This window comes from Pseudomonas saponiphila (genome assembly GCF_900105185.1).
GTDB lineage: Bacteria > Pseudomonadota > Gammaproteobacteria > Pseudomonadales > Pseudomonadaceae > Aquipseudomonas > Aquipseudomonas saponiphila.
The window spans coordinates 24,077-40,939 of the sequence record NZ_FNTJ01000002.1; the positions used below are offsets into that span (position 1 = coordinate 24,077).

Below are 16,863 nucleotides of genomic sequence, written 5' to 3' on the forward strand. Positions count from 1 at the left end.
AGGAAGCCGGAGATGATTGACTCTCACTATGGTGCCCCATGAGTTTGGGTATAGCTCAGCTCAGGCAGACGCGGGGGTCACAAAGGCGATTCCAGTGCGCAGGGCAGCATTGCGCACATGCTCCTGCATGGCCTTTTGCGCCGCTCCGGAAGCATGCCGGACCAGGGCCCGGAGGATCTTGCGATGCTCCTGCCAGGTTTCCATGGCCCGCTCGGGTCGGATGAACGGTAGCTTCTGACTCTCCAGGAAGATCTCGGCACTGGCGCTGAGGATGCTCAGCATCGCCTGATTGCCGCTGGCCAGGAGGATCTTCTGGTGAAACTCGAAGTCCAGCCGCGCCGCCGCCTCGAAATCCCCGGCCCGCAACTCACTGCGCATGGCCTGCACATTGTCTTCCAGGGCATCCAGCTCATCGGCGGTCAGGGTCACCGCCGCCAGGCCCGCAGCGAACCCCTCCAGGGCATAACGCAGCTGAAAGATATCCACCGGCGAGGCCTGGGCGGCGAACGGCCAGCTCAATCCGGCACCGGCCGGAACCGTTTCAGGCACCTGGACGAACACCCCCTTGCCCGGCTGCACACTGATCATCCCCAGGGCACTCAAGGATGACAGAGCCTCGCGCAGCGACGCCCGACTGACCCCCAATTGCACCGCCAGCTCCCGCTGCGAGGGCAGCGCATCCCCCGGGCCAAAGCCCCGTTCGATGATCAATTGGCGAATGGCTTGCAGGGCCAGTTCGGGTACGGCACGGGTGATCGAATTCATGGATGGGCGGCTGACCGGTGCAGGAAAAGCTCCCTTGTAAAGCTATTCGCCGAACCCGGCAAGTCGTGCCCCACAGGGGTTCGGTGCTGTCCCGCGATGCTCGATCCAGGTGCGAAAAAACGCCCAACTGTTCAGACCAGTAAGACCGAAAAGACCACGGTGAACCGCGTATCCACGGCCTTTTCCATGTATTGGCATGGCCTGTGCTCTGTCGCCACACAGCATTCACTTCCCAAGACTTGCGGAGATTCGCCATGACCAAACGCTGTTGCGCCCTGCTCTCTGCCCTGTTCGCCAGCCTGCTGCTGAGCCAGGCCCCGGCCCAGGCCAGTGCCCTGGACGACGTGATCGCCCGCGGCACCCTCAAGGTGGCCGTGCCCCAGGATTTCCCGCCGTTCGGTTCGGTGGGCCCGGACATGCAGCCCCGCGGCCTGGACATCGACACCGCCCGCCTGCTGGCCGAACAGCTCAAGGTCAAGCTGGAACTGACCCCGGTGAACAGCACCAACCGCATTCCATTCCTCACCACCGGCAAGGTCGACCTGGTGATTTCCAGCCTCGGCAAGAACCCGGAACGGGAAAAGGTCATCGATTTCTCTCGGGCTTACGCACCCTTCTACCTCGCGGTGTTCGGCCCGCCCGATGCCGCCATCGCCAGCCTCGACGACCTCAAGGGCAAGACCATCAGCGTCACCCGTGGCGCCATCGAAGACATCGAGCTGACCGCCGTGGCGCCCCAGGGCGCGACCATCAAGCGCTTCGAGGACAACAACTCGACCATCGCCGCCTACCTCGCCGGCCAGGTCGACCTGATCGCCAGCGGTAACGTGGTGATGGTCGCCATCAGCCAGCGCAACCCGAAGCGCATCCCGGCGATGAAGATCAAGCTCAAGGACTCGCCGGTCTACGTCGGGGTCAACAAGAACCAGCCGGAGCTGCTGGACAAGGTCAACCAGATCCTCACTGCCGCCAAGGCCGACGGCGCTCTGGAGAAAAACTCCCAGCAGTGGCTCAAGGAGCCGCTGCCGGCCGACCTTTGACCGCCCACCCGGAGCTTGAGCATGGCTTATCAGTTCGACTTCCTGCCGGTGCTGGAAAACACCGGCCTGCTGCTGCGCGGCGCGCTGTTCACCCTGGAACTGACCGCCATCGGCACGCTGCTCGGGGTCAGCCTGGGGATCATCGGCGCCCTGGTGCGGGCCTGGAGGATTCAGCCCCTGGCGGCGGCGTTCGGCGTCTACGTCGAGCTGATCCGCAATACCCCGTTCCTGGTGCAGTTGTTCTTCATCTTCTTCGGCCTGCCGTCCCTGGGCCTGCAGATTTCCGAGTGGCAGGCGGCAGTGCTGGCCATGGTGATCAACCTCGGCGCCTATTCCACGGAAATCATCCGCGCCGGCATCCAGGCAATCCCCAAGGGCCAGCTGGAAGCCGCCGCCGCCCTGGCCATGAGCCGTTTCGAAGCCTTTCGCCACGTGGTGCTGCTGCCAGCCCTGGGCAAGGTCTGGCCGGCCCTGTGCAGCCAGATCATCATCGTCATGCTGGGCTCTGCGGTGTGCTCGCAGATCGCCACCGAAGAGCTGAGCTTCGCCGCCAACTTCATTCAATCGCGCAACTTCCGCGCCTTTGAAACCTACGCCCTGACCACCCTGATCTACCTGTGCATGGCCTTGCTGATCCGTCAGTTGCTGAACTGGATCGGCCAGCGCTACATCCTGAGGAGCAGCCGATGAGCGACTTCAGTTTCTGGGACATCCTGCGCAACCTGCTCAGCGGCCTGCAGTGGACCCTGCTGCTATCCCTGGTGGCCTTTATCGGCGGCGGCCTGATCGGCCTGCTGATCATGACCCTGCGGATCTCCGACAAGGGCTGGGCCCGCTCCTGCGCCCGCACCTATATAGAACTGTTCCAGGGCACACCGCTGCTGATGCAGCTGTTCCTGGTGTTCTTCGGCATCGCCCTGCTGGGGGTGGATATCTCACCCTGGCTGGCCGCCGCCATCGCCCTGACCCTGTTCACCAGCGCCTACCTGGCGGAGATCTGGCGCGGCTGCGTCGAGTCGATTCCCCATGGCCAGTGGGAAGCTTCGTCAAGCCTGGCCCTGAGCCCCTATGAACAGCTGCGCCACGTGATCCTGCCGCAAGCGCTGCGTATCGCCGTGGCGCCCACCGTGGGCTTCTCGGTGCAAGTGGTCAAAGGCACCGCGGTGACCTCGATCATCGGTTTCACCGAGCTGACCAAGACCGGCAGTATGCTGGCCAACGCCACCTTCGAACCCTTCATGGTCTATGGCCTGGTGGCCCTCGGTTACTTCCTGCTGTGCTACCCCCTGTCCCTCAGTGCCCGCTACCTGGAAAGGAGACTGCATGCCTCTGCTTAGAATTTCCGCCCTGCATAAATACTACGGCGACCACCATGTGCTCAAAGGCATCGACCTGAGCATCGAGGAAGGCCAGGTGGTGGCGATCATCGGACGCAGTGGCTCGGGCAAGAGCACTCTGCTACGCACCCTCAACGGCCTGGAGTCGATCAACGACGGGGTCATAGAGGTCGACGGCGAATACCTGGATGCCGCCCGCGCCGACCTGCGCAGCCTGCGGCAGAAGGTCGGCATGGTGTTCCAGCAGTTCAATCTGTTCCCTCACCTGAGCGTGGGTGAGAACGTGATGCTGGCCCCGCAGGTGGTGCAGAAGGTGCCCAAGGCCCGGGCTGCCGAGCTGGCGCGGCAGATGCTGGCCCGGGTCGGCCTGGCAGAGAAGTTCGACGCCTTCCCCGATCGCCTGTCCGGCGGTCAGCAACAACGGGTGGCGATCGCCCGGGCCTTGGCGATGTCGCCCAAGGTGCTGCTGTGCGATGAAATCACCTCGGCCCTGGACCCTGAGCTGGTCAATGAAGTGCTCAGCGTGGTGCGCCAGCTGGCCCGGGACGGCATGACCCTGATCATGGTCACCCATGAGATGCGCTTTGCCCGGGAAGTGGGCGACAAACTGGTGTTCATGCACCAGGGCAAGGTGCATGAAGTGGGCGATCCGAAGCTATTGTTCGCCAACCCGCAGACCGCCGAACTGGCGAACTTCATCGGCAGCACCGAGCAGGCTTGAGGCCACCCGATCGCAGGGGCCGGCTGACCGGCGTACAGCGACAGCAGCGCCTGCCGCAGGTTTTGTGCGTTGAATCAACGCATTGGACACTGCGCGTTGGCGCAGGCCGTTGATCGTGGCAGGATGGCGAGGTTATCGACCGAGACCCCCAACCATGCCCCAATCCCAAGCCAAGAATCTGTCCCTGATCGCCGCAATCGATCTGGGCTCCAACAGCTTTCACATGGTCGTGGCCAAGGCCCGGAACGGTGAGATCCGCATACTCGAGCGGCTCGGTGAAAAGGTCCAACTGGCCGCCGGCATCGACGAAGAACGCCAGCTCAACGAAGAATCCATGCAGCGCGGGCTCGACTGCCTCAAGCGCTTCGCCCAACTGATCAACGGCATGCCGCCGGGCACGGTGCGTATCGTCGGCACCAACGCCCTGCGCGAGGCGCGCAACCGTGGCGAATTCATTCGCCGTGCCGAAGAAATCCTCGGCCACCCGGTGGAAGTCATCTCCGGCCGTGAAGAAGCCCGCCTGATCTACCTCGGGGTGTCCCATACCCTGGCCGACACCCCGGGCAAACGCCTGGTGGCCGACATCGGCGGCGGCAGTACCGAATTCATCATCGGCCAGCGCTTCGAGCCGCTGCTGCGCGAGAGCCTGCAGATGGGTTGCGTGAGCTTCACCCAGCGCTACTTCCGCGACGGCAAGGTCACCCCCGCCCGCTACGCCCAGGCCTACACCGCCGCGCGCCTGGAGATCATGAGCATCGAACATGCCCTGCATCGCCTGACCTGGGACGAAGCCATCGGCTCGTCCGGAACCATCCGCGCCATCGGCCTGGCCCTCAAGGCCGGCGGCCAGGGCACTGGCGAAGTCAACGCCGAAGGCCTGGCCTGGCTCAAGCGCAAGCTGTTCAAGCTGGGCGACGCCGAGAAGATCGACTTCGAAGGCATCAAGCCCGACCGCCGGGCGATCTTCCCGGCGGGCCTGGCGATTCTCGAAGCGATCTTCGACGCCCTGGAACTGCAACGCATGGACCACTGCGAGGGCGCCCTGCGTGAAGGCGTGCTCTACGACCTGCTGGGCCGTCACCACCACGAAGACGTCCGCGAACGCACCCTCAGCTCGTTGATGGAGCGTTACCACGTCGACCTGGAACAGGCCTCGCGCGTCGAAGGCAAGGCCCTGCGCGCCTTCGACCAGGTCGCCGCGGACTGGGACCTGGAAGACGGCGTCTGGCGCGAACTGCTGGGCTGGGCGGCCAAGGTCCACGAAGTGGGCCTGGATATCGCCCACTACCACTACCACAAGCACGGCGCCTACCTGATCGAGCACTCGGACCTGGCCGGTTTCTCCCGGGAAGACCAGCAGATGCTGGCGCTGCTGGTGCGTGGCCACCGCCGCAACATCCCCAAGGAAAAATTCGCCGAGTTCGGCGACGACGGCATCAAGCTGATCCGTCTGTGCGTGCTGCTGCGTTTCGCCATCCTGTTCCACCACATCCGCGGCACCCAGCAGATGCCCCAGGTGAGCCTGCGCGCCAGCGGCGATCAGCTGGATGTGGAGTTCCCGGAGCACTGGCTGGATGAAAACCAGCTGACCCAGGCCGACTTCGCCCTGGAAGCCGAATGGCTGACCCGGGTCGGCATCGTGCTCAACGTCCGCTGACCTGCCACGGACCTGTAGGAGCCGGCTTGCCGGCGAAGAGGCCGCGAAACCTTGCATCACTCGCTGGGAAGTCTTCGCTGGCAAGCCAGCTCCAACAGCTCTTGCAAACCGCACAAAAAAGGCCAGCCCGGTACTCGGGCTGGCCTTTTTCATTGACGCCTGTCGCGCTTAACGCACCGGCAACACCGGGCTGCCAAGGCGCTCCAGCAAGGTCGCCTGGGCACTGCGCGGGTTCTGGTTGCCGGTCGGCGTGTTACGGATGTAACGACCGTCGGACTGCAGGCTCCAGCTGTGGGTGTTATCGGTGAGATAGCTTTCCAGCTCTTTCTTGACCCGCAGGATCAGCTTCTTGCCTTCCACCGGGAAGCAGGTTTCGACCCGTTTATCGAGGTTGCGCTCCATCCAGTCGGCACTGGACAGGAACATCTGTTCCTCGCCGCCGTTGAGGAAGTAGAACACCCGGGTGTGCTCCAGGAAGCGGCCGATGATCGAGCGCACGTGGATGTTGTGCGATACCCCGGCAATCCCCGGACGCAGGCAGCACATGCCGCGCACCACCAGATCAATGCGCACGCCGGACTGGCTGGCCTTGTACAACGCGCGAATGATCTTCGGATCGGTCAGCGAGTTGAACTTGGCGATGATGTGCGCGGGCTTGCCGTCCAGGGCGAACTGAGTCTCCCGGGCGATCATGTCGAGCATGCCCTTCTTCAGGGTGAACGGCGCATGCAACAGCTTCTTCATGCGCAGGGTCTTGCCCATGCCGATCAGCTGGCTGAACAGTTTGCCAACGTCTTCGCACAACGCGTCGTCGGAGGTCAGCAAGCTGTAGTCGGTGTACAGACGGGCGTTGGCCGCGTGGTAGTTGCCGGTGCCCAGGTGCGCATAACGCACGATTTCGCCGGCTTCGCGACGCAGGATCAGCATCATCTTGGCGTGGGTCTTGAAACCCACCACGCCGTAGATCACCACCGCGCCGGCCGCTTGCAGGCGGCTGGCCATCTGCAGGTTGGACTCTTCGTCGAACCGCGCCCGCAATTCGATCACCGCGGTGACTTCCTTGCCATTACGCGCCGCATCCACCAGGGCATCGACGATTTCCGAGTTGGCGCCGCTGCGGTACAGGGTCTGACGCACCGCCAGAACGTGCGGGTCCTTGGCGGCCTGGCGCAGCAGGTCGACCACCGGGGTGAAGGATTCGAACGGGTGCAGCAGCAGGATGTCCTGCTTGCTGATGACGCTGAAGATGTTCTCGCTGTTCTGCAGCAGCTTGGGAATCTGCGGGGTGAACGGGGTGTATTGCAGCTCCGGGTGGCTGTCCAGGCCGGTGATGCTGAACAGCCGCGTGAGGTTCACCGGGCCATTGACCTGATACAGCTCGGTTTCGTGCAGGTTGAACTGCTTGAGCAGGTAATCCGACAGGTGTTTCGGGCAGGTGTCGGCCACTTCCAGGCGCACGGCGTCACCGTAGCGCCGGGAGAACAGCTCGCCGCGCAGGGCGCGGGCCAGGTCTTCGACGTCCTCGGTGTCCACCGCCAGGTCGGCGTTACGGGTCAGGCGGAACTGATAGCAGCCTTTTACCTTCATGCCCTGGAACAGGTCATCGGCGTGGGCGTGGATCATCGACGAGAGGAAGACATAGTTGTCGCCAGGGCCGCCGACTTCTTCCGGCACCTTGATGATCCGCGGCAACAGGCGTGGCGCCGGGATGATCGCCAGGCCCGAATCGCGACCGAAGGCGTCGATGCCTTCCAGCTCGACGATGAAGTTCAGGCTCTTGTTCACCAGCAACGGGAACGGGTGCGTCGGGTCCAGGCCAATGGGGGTGATGATCGGCGCGATCTCGTCGCGGAAGTAGCGGCGTACCCAGGTCTTGAGCTTGGCGGTCCAGTAGCGGCGACGGATGAAGCGAACCTGGTGCTTCTCCAGTTCCGGCAACAGGATATCGTTGAGGATCGCGTACTGGCGGTCGACCTGACCGTGCACCAGTTCGCTGATCCGCGCCAGCGCCTGATGCGGCTGCAAGCCGTCGGCCCCAGCCTGCTCACGGGCGAAGGTGATCTGCTTCTTCAGGCCGGCGACACGGATCTCGAAGAACTCGTCCAGGTTGCTGGAGAAGATCAGCAGGAACTTCAGGCGCTCCAGCAGCGGGTAGGACTCGTCCAGCGCCTGTTCCAGCACGCGGATGTTGAATTGCAGCTGCGAGAGCTCGCGGTGAATGTACAGGCTGCTGTCATCCAGGTTGGGGATGACAATGGCCGGCGCCGGTGGCGCCTCGGCCACCGCGGGCGCGGGTTCCAGTTCCGGCGGGGTTTCAACCACTGGCTCGACCACCGGCTGAGCGTCTTTTACGGCAACTTCTGAGAGTCCTTCAGTATTCATCGCGTGTTCCTGGGAGGGCTATTTTTGCTCTCGTAACAATTGAGCAGCACGGACGGCAAAGTAAGTCAGGATGCCATCGGCACCCGCACGTTTAAAAGCGGTCAGGGATTCAAGAATAACCCCTTCACCCAACCAGCCATTCTGGATCGCCGCCATGTGCATGGCGTATTCGCCGCTGACCTGATAGACAAAGGTCGGCACCTTGAATTCATCCTTGACCCGAAAAAGGATATCCAGGTACGGCATGCCTGGCTTGACCATGACCATGTCCGCCCCTTCCGCCAGGTCCGCCGCCACTTCATGCAGGGCTTCGTCGCCGTTGGCCGGGTCCATCTGGTACGAGGCCTTGTCGGCCTTGCCCAGGTTCAGCGCCGAACCCACCGCATCGCGGAAAGGGCCGTAGTAGGCGCTGGCGTACTTGGCCGAGTAGGCCATGATCCGCACGTTGACGTGCCCCGCCAGCTCCAGGGCTTCGCGGATCGCCTGGACCCGCCCGTCCATCATGTCCGAGGGAGCCACCACCTGGGCACCGGCCTCGGCGTGGGACAGCGCCTGACGCACCAGGGCATCGACGGTGATGTCGTTCTGTACATAACCCTGTTCGTCGAGGATGCCGTCCTGCCCATGGGTGGTGAAAGGGTCCAGAGCGACGTCGGTGATCACCCCCAGTGCCGGAAAGCGTTCGCGCAGGGCGCGGGTGGCACGCTGGGCGATGCCCTCGGGATTCCAGGCTTCGGCCGCGTCCAGGGACTTGAGCCCGGCCGGGGTCACCGGAAACAGCGCCAGGGCCGGAATCCCCAACTCGACCCAGTGCGCCGCCTCTTCCAGCAGCAGGTCGATGGTCAGGCGCTCGACCCCGGGCATCGACGCCACCGCTTCGCGACGGTTCTCACCTTCAAGCACGAATACCGGCAGGATCAGGTCGTCGACGCTCAGCCGGTTTTCACGCACCAGACGGCGAGAGAAATCATCGCGACGGTTACGCCGCAGACGAGTGGCTGGGAACAGGCGGCTGGCAGGGGTAAAGCTCACGGCAGACTCCAGGGCTCGCGCGGGCGGGCGAGCGGCACAGTTATAAGCGGGCATTATGACGAACAGATGACAGTTGTGCTCAAGCTGTTGACCGGCAGCAACACTCATTGTCATTGGCCGAATTGTTCACGTCGAGACACATTTCGATACTTTCCCGAACGTCGTCGAAGGGGTAGGCTGCGCGTTCATTTCGCCAGCATCCAGACAATGCTCCAACAATTTCTTCAGGATTTCGGCTACTTCGCCCTCTTTCTCGGCACGTTTTTCGAAGGCGAGACCATTCTGGTTCTTGCCGGGTTTCTTGCGTTCCGCGGATACATGGATATCAAGCTGGTGATGATCGTCGCCTTCCTCGGCAGCTATGCCGGTGACCAGCTGTGGTACTTCCTGGGACGCAAGCATGGCCGCAAGCTGCTGGCGCGCAAGCCGCGCTGGCAAATGATGGGCGACCGAGCGCTGGAGCATATCCGCAAGCATCCGGATATCTGGGTGCTGAGTTTCCGCTTCGTCTACGGCCTGCGCACCGTGATGCCGGTGGCCATTGGTCTGTCCGGCTATCCGCCGGGCCGCTATTTGCTGCTCAACGGCATTGGCGCGGCCATCTGGGCTGTGGCCCTGGCCCAGGCCGCCTACCATTTCGGCGCGGTCATGGAAGGCATGCTCGGCAGCATCAAGAAGTACGAGCTGTGGGTCCTGGGCGCCCTTCTGGTGCTGGGCTTCGGCCTGTGGCTGCGCCGGCGTTTCAAGAACGCCCGCCTGGCCAAGCAGATCTACGACGCCGAACAGGCCGCCGCGCAAGACAAGACCAAGGCTCCGACCACACCAGTGGAGTGAGACGCTGGTCATTTGGCATGCTGTCGGCACCCTTAACCAGGAGAAACAACCATGAGCAAAAAAGTTGCAGTGATCCTTTCCGGTTGCGGCGTGTTCGACGGTGCCGAGATCCACGAGAGCGTGCTCACCTTGCTGCGCCTCGACCAGCGTGGAGCCCAGGTGCAGTGCTTTGCCCCGAACATCCCGCAGATGCATGTGCTCAACCACCTGACCGGCGAAACCATGGCCGAAACCCGCAACGTGCTGGTGGAATCGGCGCGCATTGCCCGTGGCCAGGTCAAGGACCTGCATGAAGCCAGCGTCGACGACTTCGACGCGCTGATCATTCCCGGCGGCTTCGGTGCAGCCAAGAATCTGTCCAGCTTCGCCACCGAAGGCGCGGCCTGCACGGTCCAGGCCGACGTCCTGGCCCTGGCCGAAGCTTTTGCCGAAGCGGGCAAGCCGGTAGGCCTGATGTGCATCGCCCCGGCCCTGGCGGCGAAGATCTACGGTCCGGGCGTGACCTGCACCATCGGTAACGACGCCGATACCGCAGCGGTCCTGGGCAAGATGGGCGCCAGCCACGCCGAATGCGCCGTAGGCGACATCATCGAAGACAAGGCGCGCAAGCTGGTGAGCACCCCCGCCTACATGCTGGCGCAATCCATCAGCGAAGCCGCTTCCGGCATCAACAAGCTGGTGGACCGGGTGCTGGAACTGACCCACGAAGGCGAATAAGCGCCCCGCCACAAGGACAACCTCCTGTGGCGAGGACACCGTTCAAGCCGGGCCGCTAAGCGGCCGCACAGCCGAATGCCGCACTGCAGCCGACTCCCCGCCGGCTGCACACACCCAAAGGCTCCTGTGGCACCCCAGGCCCTTCAGACCTGACGCGACAGCCGGGTCAGAATCCGATCCAGCGCATTGGCAAATGCCTGCTTCTCCCGATCGCCATAGGGCGCCTGCCCACCGCTGACCTGCCCCTGCTCCCGCAGATCGGTAAACAGATTGCGCACCGCCAGGCGCTCGCCCATGTTCTGCGCGTCGAACTCCTTGCCCCGCGGGTCCAGGGCGGCCACACCCTTTTTCACCAGGCGATCGGCCAACGGCACATCGCTGCAGATCACCAATTCGCCCGGCACCGCGTGCTCCACCAGATAATCGTCGGCGGCATCCGGACCGCTGGGCACCACGATCAGCCGGACGCAGGCAAACGCCGGCTTGATCTGCGCCTGCCCGGCCACCAACACCACCTCGAACTGACGCTTCAAGGCGAAGCGCACTACCTGATCCTTGGCCGCCTTGGGGCAAGCGTCGGCATCGATCCACACACGCATTGAATGTTCTCCTTCCAGAATGCAAAACGGGCAAGCCACCCCGTAGAGCCGGCTTGCCCGCGATCAAGCGCGCAGCGTCAAGAAGCCTGCAAACGCCGCTTCTCACTCAGGCGACTGCGACTATAAAGCACCACGATCGCCAGGATCGCCAGCGCCTGGGCACCCAGCGAGTAAGCGTCGGCATGGATCCCCAGCCAATCGAAGTCGAAGAACGGCACCGGCCGAGTACCGAAGATACCGGCTTCCTGCAAGGCCTTGACCCCGTGCCCGGCGAACACCACCGACAAGGCGCAGAGCAGCGCCGCGTTGATGCCGAAGAACAGCGCCAGCGGCAGCTTGGCCGAGCCCCGCAGGATCACCCAGGCCAGGCCCACCAACAGCACCAGGGCGGTGGCACCGCCAGCCAGTACCGCGTTGTGCCCAGCAGGCCCCGCCTGTAGCCACAGGGTTTCGTAGAACAGGATCACCTCGAACAGCTCGCGATACACCGAGAAGAACGCCAGCACGGCAAAGCCAAAACGCCCGCCGCCGCCCACCAGGCTGCTCTTGATGTAGTCCTGCCAGGCCGCCGCATGCCGACGATCGTGCATCCACACCCCGAGCCACAGCACCATGACACTGGCGAACAGCGCCGTGGCCCCCTCCAGCAGTTCGCGCTGGGAGCCACTGACGTCGATCACATAAGCCGCCAGTGCCCAGGTACCCAAGCCCGCCAGTAGCGCCAGGCCCCAACCGACGTTGACGCTACGCACCGCCGATTGCTGGCCGGTGTTGCGCAGGAAGGCAAGGATCGCCGCCAGCACCAGGATCGCTTCCAGGCCTTCGCGCAGCAGGATCAGCAAGCCGGAGATGAAACTCAGGGACCAGCTCAGGCTATCGCCGCCCAGAAGCTCGGCGGATTCCTTGAGCTTGGCCTTGGCCGCGTCCAGGCGCTGTTCGGCCTGAGCCACCGGCAAACCGTCCTGCAGCGACTGACGGTAGGCCATCAGGGCTTTTTCCGTGTCCTTGCGCACCGTGGCATCGACGTTGTCCAGGGAGCTTTCCACCAGCTCGAAGCCCTCCAGATACGCCGCTACCGACAGATCGTAGGCCTGTTCATGGTCGCCGTTGCGATAGGCCGCAAGACTCTTGTCCAGGGTCGATGCGGTGTAGTCGAGCAACTGCCCCGGACCACGCTTGACCTGAGGCGGCTGGGCCCGTTGGGCACGGAAGGTCGCGGCTGCCTGCGGGCCCTGGGCGGCCAGCACTTCAGCGGGCGTTTGCCGGGACAGATCGGCCAGGTTGAAGCCCTGCTCGCTCTTGGCCGCCGCCGGATCGGCGCTGAATCCGGCAATGTAGGTCGCCAGGTCCCAACGCTGACGGTCATCCAGCTGATCGGCGAAGGCCGGCATGTCCGTACCTTCGACCCCCAGACCCAGGGTGTTGTAGACCGCGTACAGGCTCAGGCGATCAAGGCGCTCGGCATCTCGCAGATTGGCCGGTGGCGGGGTCATGCCCACACCCGCCGGACCATCGCCAGCACCTTTCTCGCCGTGGCAGACCGAGCAATGCTGGGCATACAGCGGCGCGCCGCGGCTCGGGTCCGGGGTGATGACCGGTGCCTGGCTGACCTCATAGGCCACCGCCAGCTTGGCTCCCATCTGCCGCGCCAGGCGTGCCACCTGGCCGCCCTCGGCGCGCTCGTCCACGGCCTTGCGCAGGCTGGCGATACCTTGCTCCAGCTCGGCCTTCTCCGGCTTGGCCGGCAGATCGGCGATCAGCCCCTGCAAGACCCCGAGAAACTCCACCTGCTCGCGGTATTCGGACTCGTCGACAACCTTGCCGGCTTCAACCGTGGGCGGGTAATCGGCACCAATGTAATCCAGCAGATGCAGGGCCTTGGGCGCGCCGTCGACGGTATCGGCCAGCAGCTTGGAGCTGCAGAGCGCAAGTACCGGCAGCACCAGCAACGCCAGTAAACGGGAAGGGCCAGTCATGAACGAATCTCAAATGGAAATACGAAGTAACATATTGTTCACTCCCAATGAGTTTCGCTCAAGGCTTATTGCCCCGCTGAAACATCTTCGTTCAATGGCCGCTGGCCTCAGTCTGCAGCTTTCGCCGGCTTTGCCAGGCCCTCGCGCCCGAGGAAAAACCACTCACCGCCCTTCCCGCGCCCTGATCGGCCATCGATAATGCGCCACCTTTCGCAGGTCTCGCCCAGGGAAAAAGAAGTACCCATGGCATCCCGCGCCCTCACCACGATTGCCCTCAGCGCAGTCACTTTGCTTGCAGGCTGTTCGACCTTTCGACCTTTCGCAGCTACGACAACGAGCTCCAGGAAACCAATCGGCAACTGCGCGCCGGCAACCTAGATGCCGCTCTGATCCTGCTGCCGGCTTCGTCTACGAAGCCCTGGGCGAGAAGGACCTGGCCCCGGCCCGGGATTCGGTGCGCATTCCCCTGTCGCGGGACACATCCCTGCGCTCCTGCGCTAAGGCGTATGCAAACGAAAAAGGCGACCCAGTGGGTCGCCTTTTTTGTTTCTGAAAAACCTAGGCTGCGGCTTTGCGGATGGTCGCCAGCAAGCCCGCGGCACCGAGGAACAGGCCGGCGAAAGTGCGGTTCATTCGACGCTGCTGGACCGGGGTGCGCAACAGGCGCAGGACCTTGGACGCCAGCCCGGTGTAGCCGGCCATGACGATCAGGTCGACCACGATCATGGTGGCGCCGAGGATCAGGTACTGCTTGACCAGGGGCGCGTGGGGGTCGATGAACTGCGGCAGCACCGCCAGCATGAACACCAGGGCCTTGGGGTTGCTGATGTTCACCAGGAAGCCGCGGAACATCAGGGCCAGGGGCTTGCCGATAGGACGGACAGCGGCGTCATCGCTCAGATCGCTGGGCAGCGCACGCCATTGCTTGACCGCCAGGTACACCAGGTAGGCCACGCCGAACCACTTGATGGCGTAGAAGGCGGTGGCCGAGGCCGCGAGGATGGCGCCGACACCGGCGGCGACAATGGCAATCTGCAGGGCCAGGCCCAGTTGCAGGCCCAGAGCGTTCCAATAACCGCGCCAGAAACCGTATTGCAGGCCGCAGGACATCGACGCAATCGCGCCGGCTCCCGGGGAAAGACTGATTACCCAACTGGCGGCAAAGAACGCCAGCCATGTCTCAAGCACCATCGCACACCTCGGATCCAATTGGTCGTGACTGCCTAAGCTAAACCTCCGCTTCGTGGCTGACCATACTTTTTTCGTCGGGAGCCTGTGGCTACAAAGGAGGGTGTTACTTCTCGCCGTTGCCCACAGGCAGCGCATCCGTGCCCCGCCAGCGCCGCACCGAACGCTGGAAGAACAGACTGTTGGGGACCTGGACCATGGCGCTGCCGGTGCCGGCCTCCTCGGCTTCGATGAGGGTGGTGTACAGCAGGTTGATCGCCACCACCCGGCCCTTTACGCCTGGCTTGTCGACGGTGTCCACCAGCTCCACCACGTCGCCCAGGCGGAACGGGCCGACGGTGAAGATCAGGATCGCGCAGAGCAGGTTGGACAGCACGCTCCACATGGCGAAGAAGGCCACCGCCGCCACGGCGACAAAGCCGGACAGCGCGGTCCACAGCACCGTGGCGGAAACCCCCAGGCGCTCCAGGACGAAGATCACCGCGCTGCCCATGATCAGCCAGCGCAGGCCGCCGCGCAGGGGCATCAGCAACTGCGGCGGGAATGGGTAACGCTGACCCAGGCGAGTCAGGCCACGGGCCACGAAACGCTGGGCCAGATAGCCCGCCAGGAGAATCAGCAGGATCTGCACGCCCACCCACAACGGACCGATCCACTGCGCCGGCAACGGCAACTGCAGCGCCTCCATCAGGACAGCGCCTCCAGCTCGGCCTGCATGCTTTCCAGCAGTTCCAGGGCCTCCATCCAGGCTTCTTCCAGCTCGGACTCACGGGTCTTGAGCTTGGCCTGCTCGGCCAGCAAGTCGCGCAGCTCATCCTTGCGCGCCGCCTCGTACAAACCGCTGTCGCCGAGACTGGCCTCGATCTTGGCCAGACGCTCATGCACCTTGCCCAGCTCGGCTTCCAGCTTGTCGGCCTCGCGCTTGTGCGGCGCCAGTTGCTGACGCAGGGCGGCAGCAGCCTGGCGCTGGGCCTTCTTGTCGGTCTTGTCCGGGTTGACCGGCGTATTGCTGACCGGGGCATTGCGCTGACGGTAATCCACCAGCCAACGGGTGTAGTCGTCCAGGTCGCCGTCGAACTCCTCGACCTTGCCGTCGGCCACCAGGAAGAAGTTGTCCGTGGTGCTCTTGAGCAGATGGCGATCGTGGGACACCACCAGTACCGCGCCACTGAACTCCTGCAGGGCCATGGTCAGGGCCAGGCGCATCTCCAGGTCCAGGTGGTTGGTGGGTTCGTCGAGCAGCAACAGGTTCGGCCGTTCCCAGGCGATCAGCGCCAGGGCCAGGCGGGCTTTTTCGCCGCCGGAGAAATTCAGCACCGGCTCGTCGATCCGTGCGCCACGGAAGTCGAAGCCGCCGAGGAAGTCACGCAGGGTCTGCTCTCGCTCGGTGGGCGCCAGGCGCTGCAAGTGCAGCAAGGGGCTGGCCTTGGAGTCCAGGGAGTCGAGCTGGTGCTGGGCGAAGTAGCCGACAACGGTGTTCTCGCCGCGGGTCAGGCGCCCGGACAACGGCTGCAACTCACCGGAGAGGTTCTTGATCAGGGTCGACTTGCCGGCGCCATTGGGGCCCAGCAGACCGATACGCGCACCCGGAGTGAGCTGCAGCTTGACCTTCTCCAGGATCGTGCGCTCGCCATACCCCAGGCGGGCATCGGAGAGGTCGATCAGCGGACTGGAAATCTTCGTCGACTCACGGAAGGTGAAGTCGAACGGCGAGTCGACGTGGGCCGCCGACAGTTCCTCCATGCGCTCCAGGGCCTTGATCCGGCTCTGGGCCTGGCGGGCCTTGGTGGCCTGGGCCTTGAAACGGGCGATGTAGCTTTCCATGTGCGCGCGCTGCGCCTGCTGCTTCTCGTAGGCTTGCTGTTGCTGGGCCAGACGCTCGGCACGGGCGCGCTCGAAGGCGCTGTAGCCACCGCGATAGAGGGTGATCTTGCGCTGATCGACATGGGCGACATGATCGACCACGGCATCGAGAAAGTCGCGATCGTGGGAGATCAGCAGCAAGGTGCCGGGGTAACCCTTGAGCCAGTCTTCGAGCCAGATGATGGCGTCGAGGTCCAAGTGGTTGGTCGGCTCGTCGAGCAGCAGCAGGTCCGAGGGGCACATCAGCGCCTGGGCCAGGTTCAGGCGCATCCGCCAGCCCCCGGAGAAGTCGCCGACCTGGCGGTCCATCTGCTCGTTGGTGAAGCCCAGGCCGGCCAGCAACTTGCGCGCCCGGGCGTCGGCGGTGTAGCCGTCGGCGCTGTCCAGCTCGGCATGCAGACGTGCTTGCGCGGCGCCGTCGTGGGCGGCTTCCGCGGCGGCCAGGTCGCGTTGCACCTGGCGCAGGCGCAGGTCGCCGTCGAGCACGTAGTCCACAGCCAGGCGCTCAAGGGTATCGACCTCCTGGCGCATGTGGGCAATGCGCCAGTCGGCGGGCAGGAAGCAGTCACCCGAATCCGGGTGCAACTCCCCGCGCAGCAGAGCGAACAGGCTGGATTTGCCGGCGCCATTGGCACCGATCAGGCCGGCTTTCTGGCCGGCGTGCAGGGTCAGCTCGGCGTCTTCTAGCAGACGTTGCGGGCCACGCTGTAAAGTCAGGTTCTGAAGTCGAATCATAATGGCGGCGGAGTCTA

At 64.0% G+C, this 16,863-nt stretch carries 15 protein-coding genes; 7 read left to right on the forward strand and 8 right to left on the reverse strand.

All coding sequences use genetic code 11. From position 1 onward, the window contains the following. Positions 1-60: 60 nt before the first annotated feature. Positions 61-765 (reverse strand): FadR/GntR family transcriptional regulator, encoded by a 705-nt coding sequence (locus BLV47_RS21960; protein ID WP_092317432.1) that lies wholly within the window; start codon positions 763-765, stop codon positions 61-63. A 254-nt stretch (positions 766-1,019) separates the two neighbouring features. Here BLV47_RS21960 and BLV47_RS21965 point away from each other — a divergent pair, with 254 nt between their 5' ends. The 5 genes from BLV47_RS21965 (at position 1,020) to ppx (ending at position 5,520) form a co-directional block, all read left to right on the forward strand. Further along, entirely contained in the window at positions 1,020-1,805 is a 786-nt protein-coding gene (locus BLV47_RS21965) for a transporter substrate-binding domain-containing protein (RefSeq protein ID WP_060841653.1), read from the forward strand. Positions 1,806-1,826: 21 nt separating this feature from the next. After that, positions 1,827-2,495 carry an amino acid ABC transporter permease gene (locus BLV47_RS21970; RefSeq protein WP_092317435.1) on the forward strand — a complete coding sequence of 223 codons (669 nt, stop codon included), beginning with the start codon at positions 1,827-1,829 and terminating at the stop codon, positions 2,493-2,495. Next, the gene (locus tag BLV47_RS21975) at positions 2,492-3,142 is read left to right on the forward strand and encodes an amino acid ABC transporter permease (RefSeq protein WP_060844941.1); all 651 of its coding nucleotides are present in this window, start codon (positions 2,492-2,494) and stop codon (positions 3,140-3,142) included. Before BLV47_RS21970 ends, BLV47_RS21975 begins: the two co-directional genes overlap by 4 nt. Beyond that, the gene (locus BLV47_RS21980; RefSeq protein WP_092317438.1) at positions 3,129-3,863 is read left to right on the forward strand and encodes an amino acid ABC transporter ATP-binding protein; all 735 of its coding nucleotides are present in this window, start codon (positions 3,129-3,131) and stop codon (positions 3,861-3,863) included. Before BLV47_RS21975 ends, BLV47_RS21980 begins: the two co-directional genes overlap by 14 nt. A gap of 154 nt (positions 3,864-4,017) precedes the next feature. Next, on the forward strand, positions 4,018-5,520 hold the full coding sequence (gene ppx, locus BLV47_RS21985; RefSeq protein ID WP_092317441.1) for an exopolyphosphatase: 1,503 nt from the start codon (positions 4,018-4,020) through the stop codon (positions 5,518-5,520). Between the two features lie 168 nt (positions 5,521-5,688). Here the strand turns inward: ppx and ppk1 are convergent, their stop codons facing one another. Then, on the reverse strand, positions 5,689-7,902 hold the full coding sequence (gene ppk1 / locus BLV47_RS21990; RefSeq protein ID WP_092317444.1) for a polyphosphate kinase 1: 2,214 nt from the start codon (positions 7,900-7,902) through the stop codon (positions 5,689-5,691). Between the two features lie 18 nt (positions 7,903-7,920). Beyond that, the gene (gene hemB, locus BLV47_RS21995; RefSeq protein ID WP_092317447.1) at positions 7,921-8,934 is read right to left on the reverse strand and encodes a porphobilinogen synthase; all 1,014 of its coding nucleotides are present in this window, start codon (positions 8,932-8,934) and stop codon (positions 7,921-7,923) included. A 207-nt stretch (positions 8,935-9,141) separates the two neighbouring features. Here hemB and BLV47_RS22000 point away from each other — a divergent pair, with 207 nt between their 5' ends. Then, entirely contained in the window at positions 9,142-9,768 is a 627-nt protein-coding gene (locus BLV47_RS22000) for a DedA family protein (protein WP_092317450.1), read from the forward strand. Positions 9,769-9,819: 51 nt separating this feature from the next. Then, entirely contained in the window at positions 9,820-10,485 is a 666-nt protein-coding gene (gene elbB, locus BLV47_RS22005; RefSeq protein ID WP_092317453.1) for an isoprenoid biosynthesis glyoxalase ElbB, read from the forward strand. Between the two features lie 143 nt (positions 10,486-10,628). On the opposite strand, the gene BLV47_RS22010 is transcribed toward elbB, so the two are convergent. From BLV47_RS22010 to BLV47_RS22035, 5 genes are all read right to left on the reverse strand, one after another. Beyond that, complete coding sequence (locus BLV47_RS22010; RefSeq protein WP_092317456.1) at positions 10,629-11,084, reverse strand: YaiI/YqxD family protein; 456 nt, start codon at positions 11,082-11,084, stop codon at positions 10,629-10,631. 77 nt (positions 11,085-11,161) lie between these two features. Next, complete coding sequence (locus BLV47_RS22015; protein ID WP_092317459.1) at positions 11,162-13,060, reverse strand: FTR1 family protein; 1,899 nt, start codon at positions 13,058-13,060, stop codon at positions 11,162-11,164. Between the two features lie 558 nt (positions 13,061-13,618). Further along, on the reverse strand, positions 13,619-14,251 hold the full coding sequence (locus BLV47_RS22025; protein WP_092317466.1) for a LysE family transporter: 633 nt from the start codon (positions 14,249-14,251) through the stop codon (positions 13,619-13,621). A 103-nt stretch (positions 14,252-14,354) separates the two neighbouring features. After that, positions 14,355-14,936: a mechanosensitive ion channel family protein gene (locus BLV47_RS22030; RefSeq protein WP_092317469.1), complete on the reverse strand. Its 582-nt coding sequence runs from the start codon at positions 14,934-14,936 to the stop codon at positions 14,355-14,357. After that, positions 14,936-16,846 (reverse strand): ATP-binding cassette domain-containing protein, encoded by a 1,911-nt coding sequence (locus BLV47_RS22035; RefSeq protein WP_092317472.1) that lies wholly within the window; start codon positions 16,844-16,846, stop codon positions 14,936-14,938. The genes BLV47_RS22030 and BLV47_RS22035 overlap by 1 nt, the downstream gene beginning before the upstream one ends. Positions 16,847-16,863 lie beyond the last annotated feature (17 nt).